Genomic DNA, 14,735 nt, shown 5'->3' on the forward strand with positions numbered 1-14,735 from the left:
CGCCGCCGGCGAAAAATAACGCTTCCGAAGCGGTCAGAGCAGGCTCAGAACGGCCGTCGACGCCGCGGAGACGACCGTCTCCCAGACGGAGAAGCCGGTGACGATGCTCAGCACGGTATCCGCCGCGAAGAAGGCGAAGAGACCGGCGGAGAAGAAATGTGCCTTCCGGAGGTCGAGTCGGTGCGAGAACTTGTGAAAGAAGAAGGCGTTCGCGAGGCTCACGGGGATGATGGCGAGCATCTCGCCCGCCCAGATGGCGGGATGGGCGCCGTACTGCGCGGCGAGGCCGATGGTCACCAGTTGGGTCTTGTCGCCGAACTCGCCCGCGGCCATCATCGCGAAGATGGGGACGAAGCCGTTGTTGAACACCTGTGGCACCTCCCGGCCGAACACCGTCGGCTCGAAGTCGTCGGAGAGCGCGGCCACGCCGCCGTCGGTCGCCGCCGGATCGACCCGCTCCGGCTCGCCGCCCGAGGGCGCCGACCGGTAGAGCAGGACGGCGAAGACTGCGAAGAGCGCAGCGGTGAAGCCGTCGAGGACGACGGGTGGGAGCGCCCGCTGGAGCGCCTCGCCGAACAGGATTTCGAGCGCCGTCCACCCGGCGAAGGCCGTGCCCGCGGCGCCCACGACCACCAGCGGGTTGTACCGCGTCGACAGCCCCGCGATGATGAACTGCACCTTCTCGCCGGGCAGGACGACGAGCTGGGCGACGAAGGCGACGGTGAGGATTTCGAGCCAGCCGGTCACACGTCGCTCACCTCCGTCTCGGTCGACCGCACCCGGATGGTCCGCGCCACCGACTCGGGCAGGCTCTGCTCCGCGTCGCCGATGCGGACGGTCACCATGCCGAACGGCGCCACGTCGACGATTTCGAGCTCCGTCCCCGGCCGCACGCCCGCGTCGTCGAGGTAGGCGAGTTCGTCCTCGTCGCGGTCACGAACCCGACTCACGACGACCCGGTCGCCCGGCTCGTGGTCGCTCAACGGCGTCGTCTCGTCGCCCTCCAGCGGTCGCAGGTCGGCACCCGGAATCGGGTCGCCGTGCGGGTCCACCTCCGGGTCGCCGAGCGCCTCCGCCACCCGCCGCTCGAACTCCTCGGAGATGTGATGTTCGAGGGCGTCCGCCTCCTCGTGTACCTTCGTCCACGAGTAGTCGAGGTGTTCGGCGAGATACGCCTCCAGCAGGCGGTGGTGCCGGAGCACTTCGAGCGCCACCGTCTCCCCCTCGGGAGTGAGTTCGACCCCCTTGTACTTCTCGCGCTCCAGCAGTCCCTGGTCGGCGAGTTTCTGCACCATGCTCGTCACCGTCGGCGCCGTCTTCCCCACCTCGTCGGCGATGGCCGAGGTGGACACCGGGGCACCACCCTCCGACTGGAGGCGGTAGATTGCCTTGAGGTAGTCCTCCATGGCGTCGCTCAACATCACTCTACCCGGATTTGACGCGTCTAATCTATAAACCTATTGTACCGAAACCGTGGGTCGGTGGTGTCTCAGACGCCCTGTCCCATCAGGTGACTGCGGAGCACGTCCGCCGTCTTCACGCCCGCGTCGGCGTTGACGACGAGAACCGAGTCGTCCGGCCCGAAGTCGCCGCGCTCGGCGAGCGCCCACGCGCCCGCGGCGGCCGCGCCGCCCGTCGCGCCCACCTCCGTCCCGAGCCGCTGGGTGAGCGTCACCGCGCTCTCGAGGAGGTCCTCGTCGGCGACGGCCACCGCGCCGCCGCCCGTCGACTCGACGGCGTCGAGGGCCATCGACCCACCCGCCGGCGCGGGCACCTCCAGTTCGCCACAGATGGTGTCGGGGTACTCGACCGGCGCCACGTCCGTCCCGTCCTCGTGGGCCGCGACGACCGGCGCACACCCCTCGGGCTGGGCGGCGTAACACCGCGGCACCCGGTCGGTCAGCCCCAGTGCTTCGAGGTCACGGAACCCGCGTGCGACGCCCACGAGCGTCTCGCCGGTGCCGACGGCGACGACGACGGCGTCCGGAACCGACCAGTCCCGCGCGGCGGCGACTTCGTAGGCGAGCGTCTTCGCGCCGTCGTGTCGATACGGCGTCGTGAACTCCTGCAGGGAGTACCACTCGCGCGCCAGATCAGATTCGAGGGCTTCCAGCGCGTCGGGGTAGCGTCCCCCGATCACGCGCATGTCGGCGCCGTGGACGTTCACCATCGCCTTGTTCGGGAAGGGGGCGCGCGAGGGGAGGTAGGCGTACAGATCCGTCTCGGTCCGCCCGGCGTAGGCCGCCGCCGACTGCCCGGCGTTTCCGGGCGCCGCGAGCGCCAGCAGGTCGGCGTCGTGAGCGTGCGCCATCGTCACCGCGACCGACAGCCCCCGGTCGAGGACCGTCCCCGTCGGGTTTCGGCCCTCGTCTTTCAGCCACACGCTCCCGACGCCGAGGTCGGACGCGAGTCCGGGCGCGTCGAGTAGCGGCGTCGCCCCCTCGCTCGCCGAGACGGCGCGGTCCGCGGGGACGGGCAGGAGGGCGTCGTAGTCCCACATCGAGTCCGGACGGGTCGGCAGGGCGGCGGCGTCCACGGTATCGAGGTCGTAGACGGGAGAAAGTGGCGCGTCGGCGTCGCTCCGCCCGGCGCGGTCGGGCGCGTATCGGTCGCCGGTCGCGGTGCAGTCGAGGCCGACGAAGGCGTCGGAGGTGTCCATGTGCGGCCCTCGGCCCGAACGCGCAAATCCCTGTCCCTCTTCCCGTCGTCCGTGAGTTCTTTGTCTCGGCCCCCCGACCGACCGACATGGACGATACACCGTCGGTCGCCGTCGTCGGCGCCGGGTTGGCGGGGCTCGTCGCCGCCCGCCACCTCGCCGACGTGGGCGCGGACGTGACCGTGTTCGAGCGCCGTGACGACGTGGGCGGCCGGGTCCGCACCCGCCACGAGGACGGGTTCACCATCGACCGCGGCTTTCAGGTCCTCTTTACCGCCTACCCCGCCGTCCGACGGGAACTCGACCTCTCGGCTCTCGACCTGCAAGCGTTCTCGCCCGGCGCGGTCATCGCCCGCCCCGGCGAGCGGTCGGTCCTCTCGGACCCCTTGCGCGACCCCTTCTCGCTCACCGACTCCATCTTCAACCGCGAGGTGACGACGACGGACAAACTCCGGACGCTCGCGCTCCGCCAACACGTCGGCGGCCGCGACGAGGCGGCCATCTTCGAGAGCGACGACGCCCCCATCGACGACTACCTCCGCGACTGGGGCTTCTCGACCGACTACATCGAGAACTTCGTCGCCCCCTTCTACGGCGGCATCACCCTCGACCGCTCGCTCTCGACCTCCAAGCGGGTCTTCGAGTACACGTTCAAGGCGATGAGCGAAGGGAAGATCGCTCTCCCCGCCGAGGGGATGGCCGCCGTCCCGGCGCAGTTGGCCGAGGGCGCACGCGACGCCGGGGCGACGATCCACCTCGACGAACCCGTCGCCGCCGTCTCCCCCGACGGCGACCGGGCGACCGTCGAGACGGAGACGCTGACGGTCGACTTCGACGCCGTCGTCGTCGCCGCCGATCCACGGACCGCCCGCCGGCTGACGGGCGTGGCCGCGATTCCGACGACCGCACGCCCCTCGACGACGCTCTACTGTGCGCTCCCCGACGACACGCCCCTCGACGACAGGCGAAAGATCCACCTCAACGCGGCGGACGACCGCCCCAACATCGTCGTCCCGCTGTCCTCCGTCGCCACCTCCTACGCCCCCGACGGCCGGACGCTCCTCGCGGCCACCTTTTTGGGAGCCGACGCTCTGGACGTCGACGAGGCCGATCTCCTCGAATCGACCCGCGACGCCCTCGCGGCGTGGTATCCCGAACGCCTCTTCGGCGGCCTCGAAGCCGTCCGGACGGAACGGATCGAGTTCGCACAGTTCGCCCAGCCGCCGGGCGTCCACGACGACTTGCCCGACGCCCGCGACCCGAACGGTCCCGTCTACCTCGCCGGCGACTACACCGCGTGGTCGTCGATTCAGGGCGCGATGCGGAGCGGGCGGGAGGCCGCCGAGGCCGTCGTCGCGGACCTCGATTAGTCGAACCGGCGCTCGGTGCCGAGATACGCGCCTTCGACCGACTCGCCGAGATCAGCGTAGTAGAGCGCGAGCGTCGCCTCCAGATCGCCGATCAGGTAGTGATCCACCACCTCGGCGAGCGACGCCCGGAACCGCGCTCCCGTCTCGGTGCCGAGCGTCCGTAGGTACGCCGGGCCCAGCTCCTCGCCGAACCGCCCGTTCGTGAGCGGGGCGCCCCGCCAGACCGTCTGCGGCGGCGCGTGACCGTACGACTCCAGACACGCCTCCAGGCTCGGCCACTTCTCCCCCGCCTCGTCGGCGCGGCGCTTCCGGTCGAGAAAGAGGTCCAGATGCCCCGGTTGCGACGCGACGGCCGGCAGGTCGACGTCGGCGCCGAGTCGGTCGAGCCGCCCCTCGACGAACGGCAGGTCGAACTCGATCCCGTTGTACGTCACGAGGGCGTCGGCGTCGGCCGCGGCGAGACGGGTCATCGCCCGGTCGACGAGCGACGCCTCGCCGTCCTCGCGGTGGAACGTCTCGTAGGTCGCCTCGGTCAACGGCTCGGCACGGTCGTGGACCCCGACGCCGACGGAGACGAGTTCCCCGTCAGTCGGGTCCGTCGCCGTCGTCTCGATGTCGAAGGTCGCGATCCGGTCGTCCCCCGGGTCGTCGCGGGCGTAGCGCATTCGGTAGAGCGTGTGTTCGGCATCCATCTTGAGGGCTCGGATCGCCGCGGACGACGCCCCACTTTTACCACCCCCACGCGAGAAGCGGCGGTATGGACTCCCGTCCCGACTGGCTCTCCACCGACGCCGATGAGACGGTCGTCTGGCAGGGTGCGCCTCGCGTCCGGCGCATCCTGCCCACGGCCGCCGCCGCAACGCTCTGGATCGCCCTCCTCGTCCTCGCCGTCACGGTGGGCCCACGAGTCACCTCCCTCCCCGTCCGTGCGTTCCCGGGCGTCGTGCTCGCGGGGGCGGCCCTCCTGCTCGCCGTCCCGGCCGTCGCCGCCGTCGCGTGGGCGTACCTCCGGACGACGAACGTCGAGTACGTGCTGACCGACCGGAACTGCTACCGGAAGTCCGGCGTCCTCTCGACACGGGTTTCCCGGATCGGCCTGTCGACCGTCGAGCGGACGAGCCTGAGCAAGGACGTCTGGGGCAAGCAGTTCGACTACGGCACCATCTCGATCAGCACCGCCGGCTCCGACGGCGTCGACCTCCGGTTTACCGACCTGGACGACCCCGAACCCGTCCGGGCGGAGATGCGGCGGCTGATCGGCACCCGTCGCTCGCGCGTCGACCCCGAGACGACGACGCCGCTCGACGAATCGACCGCCGACGCATTGCTGGCCGACTTCCGCGCCCTCCGCGAGTCGGCGGCGCGCGTCGAACGCGGGGTGAGCGACCGATGAGCGACGCCGCGACTGCGGGCGAGACGGGCACCGCGACCGGCGACGACGGACCGCCCGAGTGGCTCTCGCTCGACCCCGGCGAGGAAGTCGTCTGGATGGGTCGGCCGGCGTTCGAGACGCTGTACGGGACCATCCTCAGTGGCCTCCTCCTGACCGTCGTCCTCATCGGCTTCCTCATCTTGCTCGGTCTTCCCTTCGCCTACCTGCGCATCCAGAACACGGACTACGTCGTCACCACCGAGTCGCTGTACGTCAAGTCGGGGGTCTTCTCGACCAATATCGAGACGGTGGATCTGGACCGCATCCAGAACACGGAGTACAACCGCAGCTTCTGGGGCAAGCAGTTCGACTACGGCTCCATCTCGATCAGCACCGCCGGCAGCAGCGGCGCGGAGATTTCCTTCGACGGGATTCCGGACGCTCCGGCCGTCCGCGACCGCATCACCGAACTCCAGCGCCGCCGGTCGGAACGCGGCGAGGAGGACGCGAGCGACGGCGGCGCCCCCGCCACCGCCGAACAGTTGACCGAACTGATCGAGGAGGTGCGCGCCACCCGCGAAGCGTTCGAACGGATCGAACGCCGACTCGTCGACAGCGAGGCGTCGGAGACGTCTCGAACGACCGGTGACGACGAGGCGTCGACCCTATCGTCGACCGACGACGCCGAGGCCGACCGCTGACCGCCGTCAGTCCCGCAGGAACGCCTCGTCGCCGTACCGCTCCAGCATCGACAGGAAGCCCTCGCGTTGACGCCGTAACTCCGGGGGCAACTCCGCGTACGCGTCGTCGAACATCGACTCGGGATCGGCCTCGAACTCGGACGACTCGTCGATGATCCTCGCGACGTGGTCCTCGACCGCGGCCTGGATGTCGGCGTCCAACTCGTCGTCCAGGCGGTCGGTCCGGTGGAGGAACGCCTCGAACCGCGACAGAGGGTCGCGCGCCTTCCACTTCTCGACCTCCTCGTCGTCACGGTAGACCGTCGGATCGTCCGCGGTGGTGTGGGCGCCGAAGCGGTACGTTACCGCCTCGATCAGGGTCGGGCGCGTCTCGCCCTCGGCCGGATTCCGTGCCCGCTCGACCGCCTCTTTCGTCACCGCGTAGCAGGCGAGGGGATCCATGCCGTCGACGCGGACGCCCGGCATTCCGTAGGCGTCGGCTTTCACCGCGATGGTGTCGGTCGCCGTCTGGTTCTCGACCGGATGCGAGATGGCCCAGCCGTTGTTGTTACAGAAGAAGATAGTGGGCGTGTCGAAGACGCCCGCGAAGTTCATGGCCTCGTGGAAGTCGCCCTCGCTGGTCGCGCCGTCGCCGAAGTGGACGACCGCCGCCCGGTCGTCGCCTTTCAGCTTCGACGCCCACGACATCCCGACGGCGTGGGGGAGGTGGTCCGCGATGGCGATGTTGAGCGGGAAGATATGTTTGTCGGCGAGGCTGGCGTTGCCCGACTCGTGACCCATCCAGTATTCGAGGTAGCCGGCGTCCAGACCCCTGACGACGACGGCGCCGTGTTCGCGATACTGATAGAGGATCCAGTCGTCGTCCGCCAGCGCGTACGTCGACCCGACCTGTGCGCCCTCCTGTCCCGCGGCGGAGGCGAAGGTGCCGATCCGCCCCTGCCGCTGGATGTTGATCGCCCGCTGGTCGAAGTGACGAGTCAGGCGCATGTCCCGGTACATGCCGACGAGCGTTTCGTCGGAGAGGTCGGGCATCGTCTCTTCGTCGACGACGTGGCCGTCCTCGTCGAGGACCCGGACGAACTCGCCGTCGTCGTAGTCCACGGTCAGTCACCCCCGGCGGCTGGGCGCCGCCAGCCGCATCGATCCGCTACCCGTCGGTGCATACGTCGGTCGTCACGCTCCGCCGAGTAAACCCTATCGACGGAGGTACGGTCGCAGGTCGGCGAGGGGTGGGAACCAGAGCGTCTCTCCGGTCCCGGTGCCCTCCGCCCCGTCGTCGTCGGCCGCCGACCGACTCTCCGTGGCGCGTGGGCCGTCGACGACCCCCGGCCGCACGGCGTCCAGGTCGGGCACCAGCGGCGAGTCGACGGCCTCACGGCGCTCGATCCGGAGTCCGGCCGCGAACGTCGAGAACGCGGGCAGGACCAGCGTCGGCCGGTCACGGTATCCCGCCGGATCGTACAGGAAGCAGTCACGCTTTCGACCCTCGATTTCGATGGCTGGGTGGAGGTGACCACAGACGTACCGCTCGGCGGGTTCGTCCGGGGCCTCGTGGCCGTGACAGACGAGAGTGTCGTCGGCGAGACGGTAGGCGTCGTGGACCGGCCCGGGCCAGACGCCCCCGAGTCCCACGTCGTGGTTGCCCGCGACGGCGACGGGGCGGGCCCCCGCCGCGCGGACCGCCCCCGCGAGCGCTCGGACCGTGCCGGCGGTTCGCTCGCTCGGCGCCCCGAACCGGTGACAGAGGTCGCCCGCGAACACCACCGTCTCCGGGTCCGTCGCTGCCACCGCCGCCGACAGCCGATCCAGCAGGTCGCGGCGCTCGTTCAACAGGATGCCGGCGTTCGTCGCGGGCGAGGAGCGACGCTCCTCGGGATGGGTGCGCCCGGCGTGGAGGTCGGCGACGACGAGCGTCGACGCCGTGGGGAGATACGCCGTCCGGCCGTGGAGGATGCAGTCGGGCGGCACCGCTCAGTCCGCGTGTTCCTTCGCCGTCGCGTAGGCGTCCTGCAGTCGCTTGAACGACTCGCTGTCCCCGCCGTGGTCGGGGTGGACGTGCTTGACCCGCCGCCGGTAGGCCGCCTTCACCTCGTCCGTGTCGGCGGTCGGGGGCAGGCCGAGGCGGTCGAAGGCCGCACCGATTCGGGTCGACGTGCGCCCCGCCCGCCGCCCCTGATCGGGCGTCCGGAACGGGAGGCGACGCCCCAACTGGTGGCCGGGCATCTCGTGTTCACAGAGGATGGCGTGGGTCCCCGACCGCTCGATGGCGAAGAAGGCCTGCGGATCGAAGGTGATGGCCACCTCCCGCTCGGGGAGGTAGAAGGCGACGGTGTAGCCCTCGACATCCGCGTCCTCGACGTACCGTTCACCGATGGAGCCGAGGTAGGTTCGAATCTCGCCCCGCCGCCGGTCGGTGCCGTCGATCCGTGGCCCGCGGTCGGTCGGCGCGGTGGGGAACAGGCGGTCGCCGGCGACGAAGATACCGGCCACGAGGACGACGGCTGCGGCGCCCATCCCCACGCCAGCCAGCATCCACGGCGGCAACAGTTGCACCCACTCCGGTAGCACGGTCGGCCGTTAGCGACGCGTCGTAAAGAAGCTCTCGCCCGCTGGCGGTTCGCCGCTCCCGGTTCCTCAGCCGATGTACCGCAGGTCGTCGTCGGTCGGCATCTGGGCGCCCTGGTTCTGCATCTCCTGAATCTTGCCGACGACTTCCTCCATCTCCTCGGCGCGGTCCTCCAGCGACTCGTAATCGAGTTCGAAGTCGAGGACCGCTTCGAGCACTTCGAGTACCGCACGGGCGCTCTTGGGGTCGACCAGATAGCCACTCGTTTCGCCCATCAGGCAGGTGGCGTCGAGGCCTCGACGGCGGCCGATGCCGAGCAACAGGCCGCTCACGCCGACGATGCCCCCTGCGGGTTCGTCCTCGCGGAACTCGACGTCCTCCGCCTCAAGGTCGGCCTTCAGGTCGGCGTCCGTCACCGCCCCGAGGACGTGATACTCCTCGATGAGTTCGCCCGTCGGGACGCCGCCGAGGGCGTACAGATCCGCGACGCCCATCCCCTCCGCGATGTCGAGAAACGACTCCGTGAGGTGGTAGTGGCCGGCGTTGCTCCCCGCCTGGTGGTCGCCGGTGAGGACGAGGAGGTCACGGCCCGCCGTCTCGACGGCGTGAAACTCCGCACAGACCAACTCGGCGACGCCCTCCTCGTCGATGCTCACCTGCGGCGGGAACTCGTCTGCGTACACCCGCCGGACGAGTTCGCTCTCGAACTCTTCTAAGAGGTATTCGGCGGCGAGTTTCCCGACGTGTCCGACGCCGGGAAGCCCCTCGACGAGCACCGGGTCCGACAGCGTCGGCTCCGCGACCGTCTCGATCTCGATGGCGTCCATACCGCCTACTCGCGTTCGCGGCGCTTAAGAGCGCGTCGGTACTTCCCGTACGGGTCCGCCGGATCGAACGGCGCCGGGGCGCTGTTGACCGCCTCGGCGCCGCAGTCGGGGCACGTCGATCCGAGCGTGTAGACGGGGCGGTCGTGTCGGTCGTGCCACGCCGAACACACTCGGATGTCGGATTTCATTGAAAGGGTAGTTGTAGCTGTTTTCCGGCGGTTCGCCGGAACTCGTCGGCGAACCGCCGGTGATGACCTACAACGACCATTACTACTCGTCGTCGGTCTCGCGCTCGCGGTGGTACCGCCCCGTGCCGCCAGCCGCCGAAATCGACTCCCGTGCGCGCTCGGCGCTGGCTTCGAGCGCCGACTCCGCGGTCTTGTAGTCGGGGGCTTGCACCTGAATGCGGTACTCCGGCGAGCCGACGTACGACACCGAGAGCTCGATTTCGTCGCTCACCTCGCCGTTGCCCTCCGCGGCCTGCAGCGCCGCCTTGATGTGGTCGACGCCGTCGCCGGTCGGACACTCCAGATCGACGTAGCCGGTGACGTTGACGTAGGGGACCGAGACGTTCTCGCGGGCCGTCTCGACGACCGTCGCCACGTCGTCGTCGTCGAGGTCGACCTCGTCCAGCGCCTCGGTTCCGTGGATAGCCGCGGACTCGAAGGCGTCGTAGAGGCTCTCGAACTCCGCGAGGAGGGCGTTCGCCACCGACTCGTAGCGCTCGTCGGAGACGTCCTCGCCGAAGGCGATGGCCATCCAGTTGTCGGCCTTCTGCTCGTTTTTCCACTCCTGAATCTTCTCCTTGCGCTGGTGCTCGTTGACGTCCTTGATCGAGAGGTCGATCTGCTGGGACCCCTCGTCCACGTCGAGCACCTTCGCGACGACCGTCTGCCCCTCGCGGACGTGGTCGCGGACGTTCTTGATCCAGCCGCTGGCGACCTCGCTGATGTGCGCGAGGCCCCGTTTGTCCTCGTACTCCTCGAGGTCGACGAAGACGCCGAAGTCGGTTATCTCGTCGACCTTGCCGACGACGAGTTCACCCTGATCGGGCCAGCCACTGTATTTCATCGCTTACCGTGCCTCGACGGTGTCGACGACTTCGCCCTCGAACGCCGTCTGACCGCCGGTCGGGCGGGCGAGCGTGCTGCCACAGACCGCGCAGTTCACCGTCGTCGACACCTTGCCGAAGACCGTTTGCTCGTTACCACAGTCCGCGCACTCGACGGCGAAGAAGCTCCCCGTCATTCCTGGAACTCCAGTCGACCGGCGCGCCATCCTTCGCGCATGTGGGCCTTGCCACACTCGGCGCAGCGGTACTTCAGGTGGGTCTTCTTGGTGGGCTTGTCGCCACCGGGCACCTTCGAGAACTTCCCGGCGTTGCCGATGGTGGCCTTGGCGCGGGCGCGCTGTCGGTCGATCCACTTCATCCCCGTCTCGCGGCCGCGACGCACTTTCTCGACCTCGTGCTCGAAGTGCCCGTTGCAGTGCGGGCAGTACGTGTTGAATCGGCGTGGCATCTGCATAGATAATCTACCTTGCCGGCACTTTCGCGTCGGGCGTTAAAACCCGTTTGGTTCGGCGTCGGCGTTCGTGACCGTCAACCCCACCGACTGGAAAAGAGCGACTACTCCACGTAGTCGATGTCGTCGCCCGGTTCGGGCGCCGGCGCGTCCTCGCCGCGGCCGTAGATCTGTGGCGACTCGACGCCCGTGACGACGATCATCGTCCGCATCGTCCCGTCGAGTTCCTCGTCGATGGAGGTGCCCCAGATGATGCGCGCGTCGGGGTCGATCCGGTCGTAAATCTCCTCGACGACGCCCTCCGCCTCCTCGATGGCCATGTCGGTGCCGCCGGTGACGTTGACGAGCGCCGAGTTGGCGCCGGAGATGTCCACGTCGAGCAGGGGCGACCGCAGGGCCGACCGCACCGAGTCCTGGGCCTTCTGCTCGGAGTCGCTCTCGCCGAGGCCGATCATGGCGACGCCGCCTTTCTCCATGACCGTCTTCACGTCGGCGAAGTCGAGGTTGACGAGGCCGGGCTTGGTGATCAGTTCCGTGATGCCCTTGACCGAGCGCATCAGCACCTCGTCGGACACCTTGAACGCCTGCCGGACGGGGAGTTTCCCCACCGAGTCGAGCAGGCGGTCGTTGGGCACGACGATGACGGTGTCGGCCACGTCGCGCAGGCGTTCGAGGCCGGCTTCGGCGTTGGTGCGCCGGACCTCACCCTCCGCGGTGAAGGGCGTCGTCACGATGGCGATGGTGAGCGCGCCGGACTCGCGGGCCGCCTCGGCGACGACGGGCGCGGAGCCGGTGCCGGTGCCGCCGCCGAGGCCAGCGGTGACGAACACCATGTCCGACCCCTCGATGGCGCCGTAGATGTCTTCCTGGCTCTCGATGGCGGCCTCCTCGCCGACCTGCGGGAGCGACCCGGCGCCGCGGCCGCCGGTCTTCTCTTCCCCCATCAGGATCTTGGTGTCGGCCTCCACGTCGACCAGATGCTGCACGTCGGTGTTGGCGGCGACGAGGTTGGCCCCCTTGATTCCCTCCTCGGCCATCCGATTGACGGTGTTGCCGCCGGCGCCCCCGCAGCCGACGACCGTGATGTCCGTCTGGAGGTCCTCGAGAACGTCTTCGAGTTCCTCGTCGGTCATCTTGCCCGTTCGATTCGCCTCGTTCGGCGACGCGTCGGTGCTGGGTGCGTGGTTGGCGTCCACCTCGGCCGCGGTCCCATCCCCCGGCTCCTCGGCATCCTCGATTGCTTCCTCCACGATGGAGTCCATGGTATGCTCACGCGTTCTTACACCAGCCTCATTATCTTTCCGCCCGTTGTCACGCGCGTGTCTGACGACTCGACGAACCGAACGACTGGATGCGTCGTGCGTGCGTCAGACAAACATACGAAGAATTACACTATTCGGCGGCCGGGAACCGCTCGGTCCGCTCCGTCCGCACCGCGTCGGGATCGATCCGTTCGCCGTCCACGTCGACGGCCTCGCCGTTCGCGAGGCGGCCGAACGCCGGTCCTTCCGGCACGCCGAGGTCCTGCGCCGCCGCGGGGTCGAACGCCTCGGTCCGGGCGATGACCTCCCCGTCTCGACGCGTCACCTCGTCGTAGGACTCGCGGAGGACGGCCGCGAGCGCCTCCGTCAGCGCGTCGGCCGCGGCGGTCGGATCGTCGGCCGGCAGGGCGACCCGGCCGCTGGGGCGGGTCCCACCCTCCGTCGTCTCGAAGGCGACGGCCACGCCGGCGACGGCGGCCCGCGTCGCCGCGGCGTCGACGCCGTGGGCGGCGTCGACGAGGGCCGTCGGCAGGTCGGTCACGACGACGGCGTCCGCCGGGTCCCCGTTCCCGTCGACCGGCGGCGTCACGTCCCCGAACCGGAGTCCTTCGCTCACGGTATCCATCCGGGCTTCGACGGCCTCGACGAGGGGGAGGGAGTGGTCGCTCGTCTCCCGGAGCCACGTCTCGGTGACGACGCGGTACCCCAGGTCGTCGAGGACGCCCGCCAGTCCCCCGTGGTCGCCGTCGACGAGGACGTACTCCGTCGCGCTGGCCTCGACGACCCGCCGGAGTACGTCGCGGTTCGTGGCCGGATTCCCCATCGCCTCCAGGCCCCAGTCCGCGGCGACGTGGCCCACGGCCCACGCCGTCTCGCGGACGACGCGCCCGAACCGGGGGGCGTAGTGGCCGCCGCCGAAGCCCGCGACCTGCTTGTCCCGATCCGCGTCGATGCCGCGCAGGTCGAGGACGGCGCGGGCGACGGCCTCGGCGCCCGCCGGGTCCGACCACTGCGCCTCGTCGCTCCCGAGTTCGACGAACATCGAGGGGACGCCCACGTCGGTCGGGCCGTGGTGGGTGCATTCGGTGCCCACCTCGTACCCCTCGGGCGCGTATCGATCCAGCGCCGCGACGGCCTCGGCGGCGGCGTTCGGACAGGCGCGGGCGAACTGCCCCGGCTCGCCGCCGTACTCCGCGTCGCCGACGTTGCCCGTGAAGTGGGCGGTGAGGAGCGGTCCCGTCTCCCCCGAGTGTCGGGAGACGACGACGAGGAGGTCCGGGTCGTCGAAGGCGGCGTCCGGACGCTCTAGGTAGATGTGCAGGTCGTCGAAGGTGCGAAGCGAGAACCCGTCGGTCCGGTAGTACGTGCCGCCGCCGTCGGCGTCGGGTCGCGAGTCGTCGTGGCGTTCGGTCCAGTCCCCGAGGTCGAGCAACTGCTCGCCGACGTGTTCGGAGGCGCTGTCGGCGCGGCTGACGACGAGTGCGATCACGGCGAATCCTCGCGGTCGATCCTCAAAACGAACTCGATTCGTGGCCCGACGGTCGTACGGATCGTTGTAACGGTGCTCCGATGGTTCGCCGGATCGTCGTGGCGAACCAGCGGTACGGCCTTACCACACCCCGTCTCAGTCCTCGGTGACGACCAGCACCGGCCGGTCGACCGTGCGGAGGACACGGCCCGCGACGGTACCCAGCTGCTGGCCGGCGAGGTTCGACTGCCCTTCCGAGGACATGACGACCAGGTCCACATCGTTCTCGTCGACGTAGTCGGCGATCACGTCGGGGGCGTAGCCTTGGACGACGGCTTCGCGGACGTCGAGATCCGTCGCGTCGATCCCCGCGATCAGGTCGTCGACCGCCCGCTGTCCCTTCCGTTCGAGCCGCTCGATGTACTCGCGATCGACGCCGCCGGCGTTGAACACGCCAGCGGCGGCCTGCACGTCGACGGCGTTCAGGACGTGGAGGATCGCGTCGAACCGGCCGGCGAGGTTCGCGGCGTACGGTCCCGCCTCCGCCGCGAGGTCGCTCCCGTCGGTGGTGACGAGAATATCGTCGTACGCGGTGCCGGTGTCGGCATCCACCTCGCTCCCGGGCACGGTCAACACCGGCGGCCCGCTCCGACGCAGGACGCGCTCGGTGATGCTGCCGAGCAGTCGTTCCCGCACGCCCGACCGTCCACGGCGCCCCACGACGATGAGGTCGGCGCCGGTTTCGTCCGCGTAGTCGACGATGGACTTGGCCGGTTTTCCCGAGAGCAGTTCGGTGTCGACGGCGACGCCCGCGTCGGCCGCCAAGTCGGCGATCTCGTCGAGGGTCGCCTGTCCCTGCGTTTCGCCGCCGCGGTAGACCGAGACGACATCGACGTCGGCGTCGTATCGCGCCGCGAGTTCGATGCCGTACTTGGCTGCCCGCCGCGCACAGTCGCTACCGTCGGTCGCGATCAGGAGTCGGTCGAACAT

Annotated in this window: 18 protein-coding genes; 3 read left to right on the forward strand and 15 right to left on the reverse strand. The window is 69.6% G+C overall.

Annotation, left to right across the window (positions count from 1 at the left end):
- Positions 1 to 33 precede the first annotated feature (33 nt).
- From DU484_RS09325 to DU484_RS09335, 3 genes are all read right to left on the reverse strand, one after another.
- Positions 34 to 747, reverse strand: a complete 714-nt coding sequence (locus DU484_RS09325) for a TMEM165/GDT1 family protein (protein WP_114605769.1) — start codon at positions 745 to 747, stop codon at positions 34 to 36.
- Positions 744 to 1,421: a metal-dependent transcriptional regulator gene (locus tag DU484_RS09330; protein WP_114605770.1), complete on the reverse strand. Its 678-nt coding sequence runs from the start codon at positions 1,419 to 1,421 to the stop codon at positions 744 to 746. The genes DU484_RS09325 and DU484_RS09330 overlap by 4 nt, the downstream gene beginning before the upstream one ends.
- A gap of 68 nt (positions 1,422 to 1,489) precedes the next feature.
- A complete protein-coding gene (locus tag DU484_RS09335; protein ID WP_114585798.1) occupies positions 1,490 to 2,659 on the reverse strand; it encodes a pyridoxal-phosphate dependent enzyme in 1,170 nt (389 codons plus the stop codon).
- Positions 2,660 to 2,745: 86 nt separating this feature from the next.
- Between DU484_RS09335 and DU484_RS09340 the strand changes: the two genes are divergently transcribed.
- Positions 2,746 to 4,026 carry an NAD(P)/FAD-dependent oxidoreductase gene (locus DU484_RS09340; protein WP_114585799.1) on the forward strand — a complete coding sequence of 427 codons (1,281 nt, stop codon included), beginning with the start codon at positions 2,746 to 2,748 and terminating at the stop codon, positions 4,024 to 4,026.
- On the opposite strand, the gene DU484_RS09345 is transcribed toward DU484_RS09340, so the two are convergent.
- Positions 4,023 to 4,718: a ribonuclease H-like domain-containing protein gene (locus tag DU484_RS09345; RefSeq protein ID WP_222844896.1), complete on the reverse strand. Its 696-nt coding sequence runs from the start codon at positions 4,716 to 4,718 to the stop codon at positions 4,023 to 4,025. The genes DU484_RS09340 and DU484_RS09345 overlap by 4 nt on opposite strands.
- A 65-nt stretch (positions 4,719 to 4,783) precedes the next feature.
- Between DU484_RS09345 and DU484_RS09350 the strand changes: the two genes are divergently transcribed.
- Both DU484_RS09350 and DU484_RS09355 read left to right on the forward strand, forming a co-directional pair.
- Complete coding sequence (locus DU484_RS09350; protein WP_114585800.1) at positions 4,784 to 5,419, forward strand: PH domain-containing protein; 636 nt, start codon at positions 4,784 to 4,786, stop codon at positions 5,417 to 5,419.
- Positions 5,416 to 6,099 (forward strand): PH domain-containing protein, encoded by a 684-nt coding sequence (locus tag DU484_RS09355; RefSeq protein ID WP_114585801.1) that lies wholly within the window; start codon positions 5,416 to 5,418, stop codon positions 6,097 to 6,099. Before DU484_RS09350 ends, DU484_RS09355 begins: the two co-directional genes overlap by 4 nt.
- A 6-nt stretch (positions 6,100 to 6,105) precedes the next feature.
- Here the strand turns inward: DU484_RS09355 and pdhA are convergent, their stop codons facing one another.
- The 11 genes from pdhA to DU484_RS09410 all read right to left on the reverse strand — a co-directional run bounded on the left by pdhA (position 6,106) and on the right by DU484_RS09410 (position 14,735).
- Positions 6,106 to 7,206 (reverse strand): pyruvate dehydrogenase (acetyl-transferring) E1 component subunit alpha, encoded by a 1,101-nt coding sequence (gene pdhA, locus DU484_RS09360; RefSeq protein ID WP_394338761.1) that lies wholly within the window; start codon positions 7,204 to 7,206, stop codon positions 6,106 to 6,108.
- A gap of 87 nt (positions 7,207 to 7,293) precedes the next feature.
- Positions 7,294 to 8,067 (reverse strand): metallophosphoesterase, encoded by a 774-nt coding sequence (locus DU484_RS09365; protein WP_114605772.1) that lies wholly within the window; start codon positions 8,065 to 8,067, stop codon positions 7,294 to 7,296.
- Positions 8,068 to 8,070: 3 nt separating this feature from the next.
- Positions 8,071 to 8,667, reverse strand: a complete 597-nt coding sequence (locus DU484_RS09370) for a J domain-containing protein (RefSeq protein ID WP_114605773.1) — start codon at positions 8,665 to 8,667, stop codon at positions 8,071 to 8,073.
- A gap of 66 nt (positions 8,668 to 8,733) precedes the next feature.
- Positions 8,734 to 9,492 carry a proteasome assembly chaperone family protein gene (locus DU484_RS09375; RefSeq protein ID WP_114585805.1) on the reverse strand — a complete coding sequence of 253 codons (759 nt, stop codon included), beginning with the start codon at positions 9,490 to 9,492 and terminating at the stop codon, positions 8,734 to 8,736.
- Positions 9,493 to 9,497: 5 nt separating this feature from the next.
- A complete protein-coding gene (locus DU484_RS09380; RefSeq protein ID WP_114585806.1) occupies positions 9,498 to 9,680 on the reverse strand; it encodes an RNA-protein complex protein Nop10 in 183 nt (60 codons plus the stop codon).
- A gap of 82 nt (positions 9,681 to 9,762) precedes the next feature.
- On the reverse strand, positions 9,763 to 10,563 hold the full coding sequence (locus DU484_RS09385) for a translation initiation factor IF-2 subunit alpha (RefSeq protein ID WP_114605774.1): 801 nt from the start codon (positions 10,561 to 10,563) through the stop codon (positions 9,763 to 9,765).
- 3 nt (positions 10,564 to 10,566) lie between these two features.
- Positions 10,567 to 10,740 carry a 30S ribosomal protein S27e gene (locus DU484_RS09390; protein ID WP_114585808.1) on the reverse strand — a complete coding sequence of 58 codons (174 nt, stop codon included), beginning with the start codon at positions 10,738 to 10,740 and terminating at the stop codon, positions 10,567 to 10,569.
- Positions 10,737 to 11,018 (reverse strand): 50S ribosomal protein L44e, encoded by a 282-nt coding sequence (locus DU484_RS09395; RefSeq protein ID WP_114447741.1) that lies wholly within the window; start codon positions 11,016 to 11,018, stop codon positions 10,737 to 10,739. Before DU484_RS09395 ends, DU484_RS09390 begins: the two co-directional genes overlap by 4 nt.
- 101 nt (positions 11,019 to 11,119) lie before the next feature.
- Positions 11,120 to 12,277, reverse strand: a complete 1,158-nt coding sequence (ftsZ, locus tag DU484_RS09400) for a cell division protein FtsZ (protein ID WP_114605775.1) — start codon at positions 12,275 to 12,277, stop codon at positions 11,120 to 11,122.
- 130 nt (positions 12,278 to 12,407) lie between these two features.
- Positions 12,408 to 13,766, reverse strand: coding sequence for a D-aminoacyl-tRNA deacylase (locus DU484_RS09405; RefSeq protein WP_114605776.1), 1,359 nt, complete (start codon positions 13,764 to 13,766; stop codon positions 12,408 to 12,410).
- A gap of 135 nt (positions 13,767 to 13,901) precedes the next feature.
- Positions 13,902 to 14,735 carry a universal stress protein gene (locus DU484_RS09410; RefSeq protein WP_114605777.1) on the reverse strand — a complete coding sequence of 278 codons (834 nt, stop codon included), beginning with the start codon at positions 14,733 to 14,735 and terminating at the stop codon, positions 13,902 to 13,904.

The sequence above is a fragment of the Haloplanus rubicundus genome, assembly GCF_003342675.1.
Lineage (GTDB): Archaea > Halobacteriota > Halobacteria > Halobacteriales > Haloferacaceae > Haloplanus > Haloplanus rubicundus.

What these genes read in the sequence shown, in the direction of transcription:
- DU484_RS09330 (WP_114605770.1), bottom strand. Translation starts at nt 1,421, where the DNA reads ATGTTGAGCGACGCCATGGAGGACTACCTCAAGGCAATCTACCGCCTC.
- DU484_RS09335 (WP_114585798.1), bottom strand. Translation starts at nt 2,659, where the DNA reads ATGGACACCTCCGACGCCTTCGTCGGCCTCGACTGCACCGCGACCGGC.
- DU484_RS09340 (WP_114585799.1), top strand. Translation starts at nt 2,746, where the DNA reads ATGGACGATACACCGTCGGTCGCCGTCGTCGGCGCCGGGTTGGCGGGG.
- DU484_RS09345 (WP_222844896.1), bottom strand. Translation starts at nt 4,718, where the DNA reads ATGGATGCCGAACACACGCTCTACCGAATGCGCTACGCCCGCGACGAC.
- DU484_RS09350 (WP_114585800.1), top strand. Translation starts at nt 4,784, where the DNA reads ATGGACTCCCGTCCCGACTGGCTCTCCACCGACGCCGATGAGACGGTC.
- DU484_RS09355 (WP_114585801.1), top strand. Translation starts at nt 5,416, where the DNA reads ATGAGCGACGCCGCGACTGCGGGCGAGACGGGCACCGCGACCGGCGAC.
- DU484_RS09375 (WP_114585805.1), bottom strand. Translation starts at nt 9,492, where the DNA reads ATGGACGCCATCGAGATCGAGACGGTCGCGGAGCCGACGCTGTCGGAC.
- DU484_RS09380 (WP_114585806.1), bottom strand. Translation starts at nt 9,680, where the DNA reads ATGAAATCCGACATCCGAGTGTGTTCGGCGTGGCACGACCGACACGAC.
- DU484_RS09385 (WP_114605774.1), bottom strand. Translation starts at nt 10,563, where the DNA reads ATGAAATACAGTGGCTGGCCCGATCAGGGTGAACTCGTCGTCGGCAAG.
- DU484_RS09390 (WP_114585808.1), bottom strand. Translation starts at nt 10,740, where the DNA reads ATGACGGGGAGCTTCTTCGCCGTCGAGTGCGCGGACTGTGGTAACGAG.
- DU484_RS09395 (WP_114447741.1), bottom strand. Translation starts at nt 11,018, where the DNA reads ATGCAGATGCCACGCCGATTCAACACGTACTGCCCGCACTGCAACGGG.
- ftsZ (WP_114605775.1), bottom strand. Translation starts at nt 12,277, where the DNA reads ATGGACTCCATCGTGGAGGAAGCAATCGAGGATGCCGAGGAGCCGGGG.
- DU484_RS09410 (WP_114605777.1), bottom strand. Translation starts at nt 14,735, where the DNA reads ATGTTCGACCGACTCCTGATCGCGACCGACGGTAGCGACTGTGCGCGG.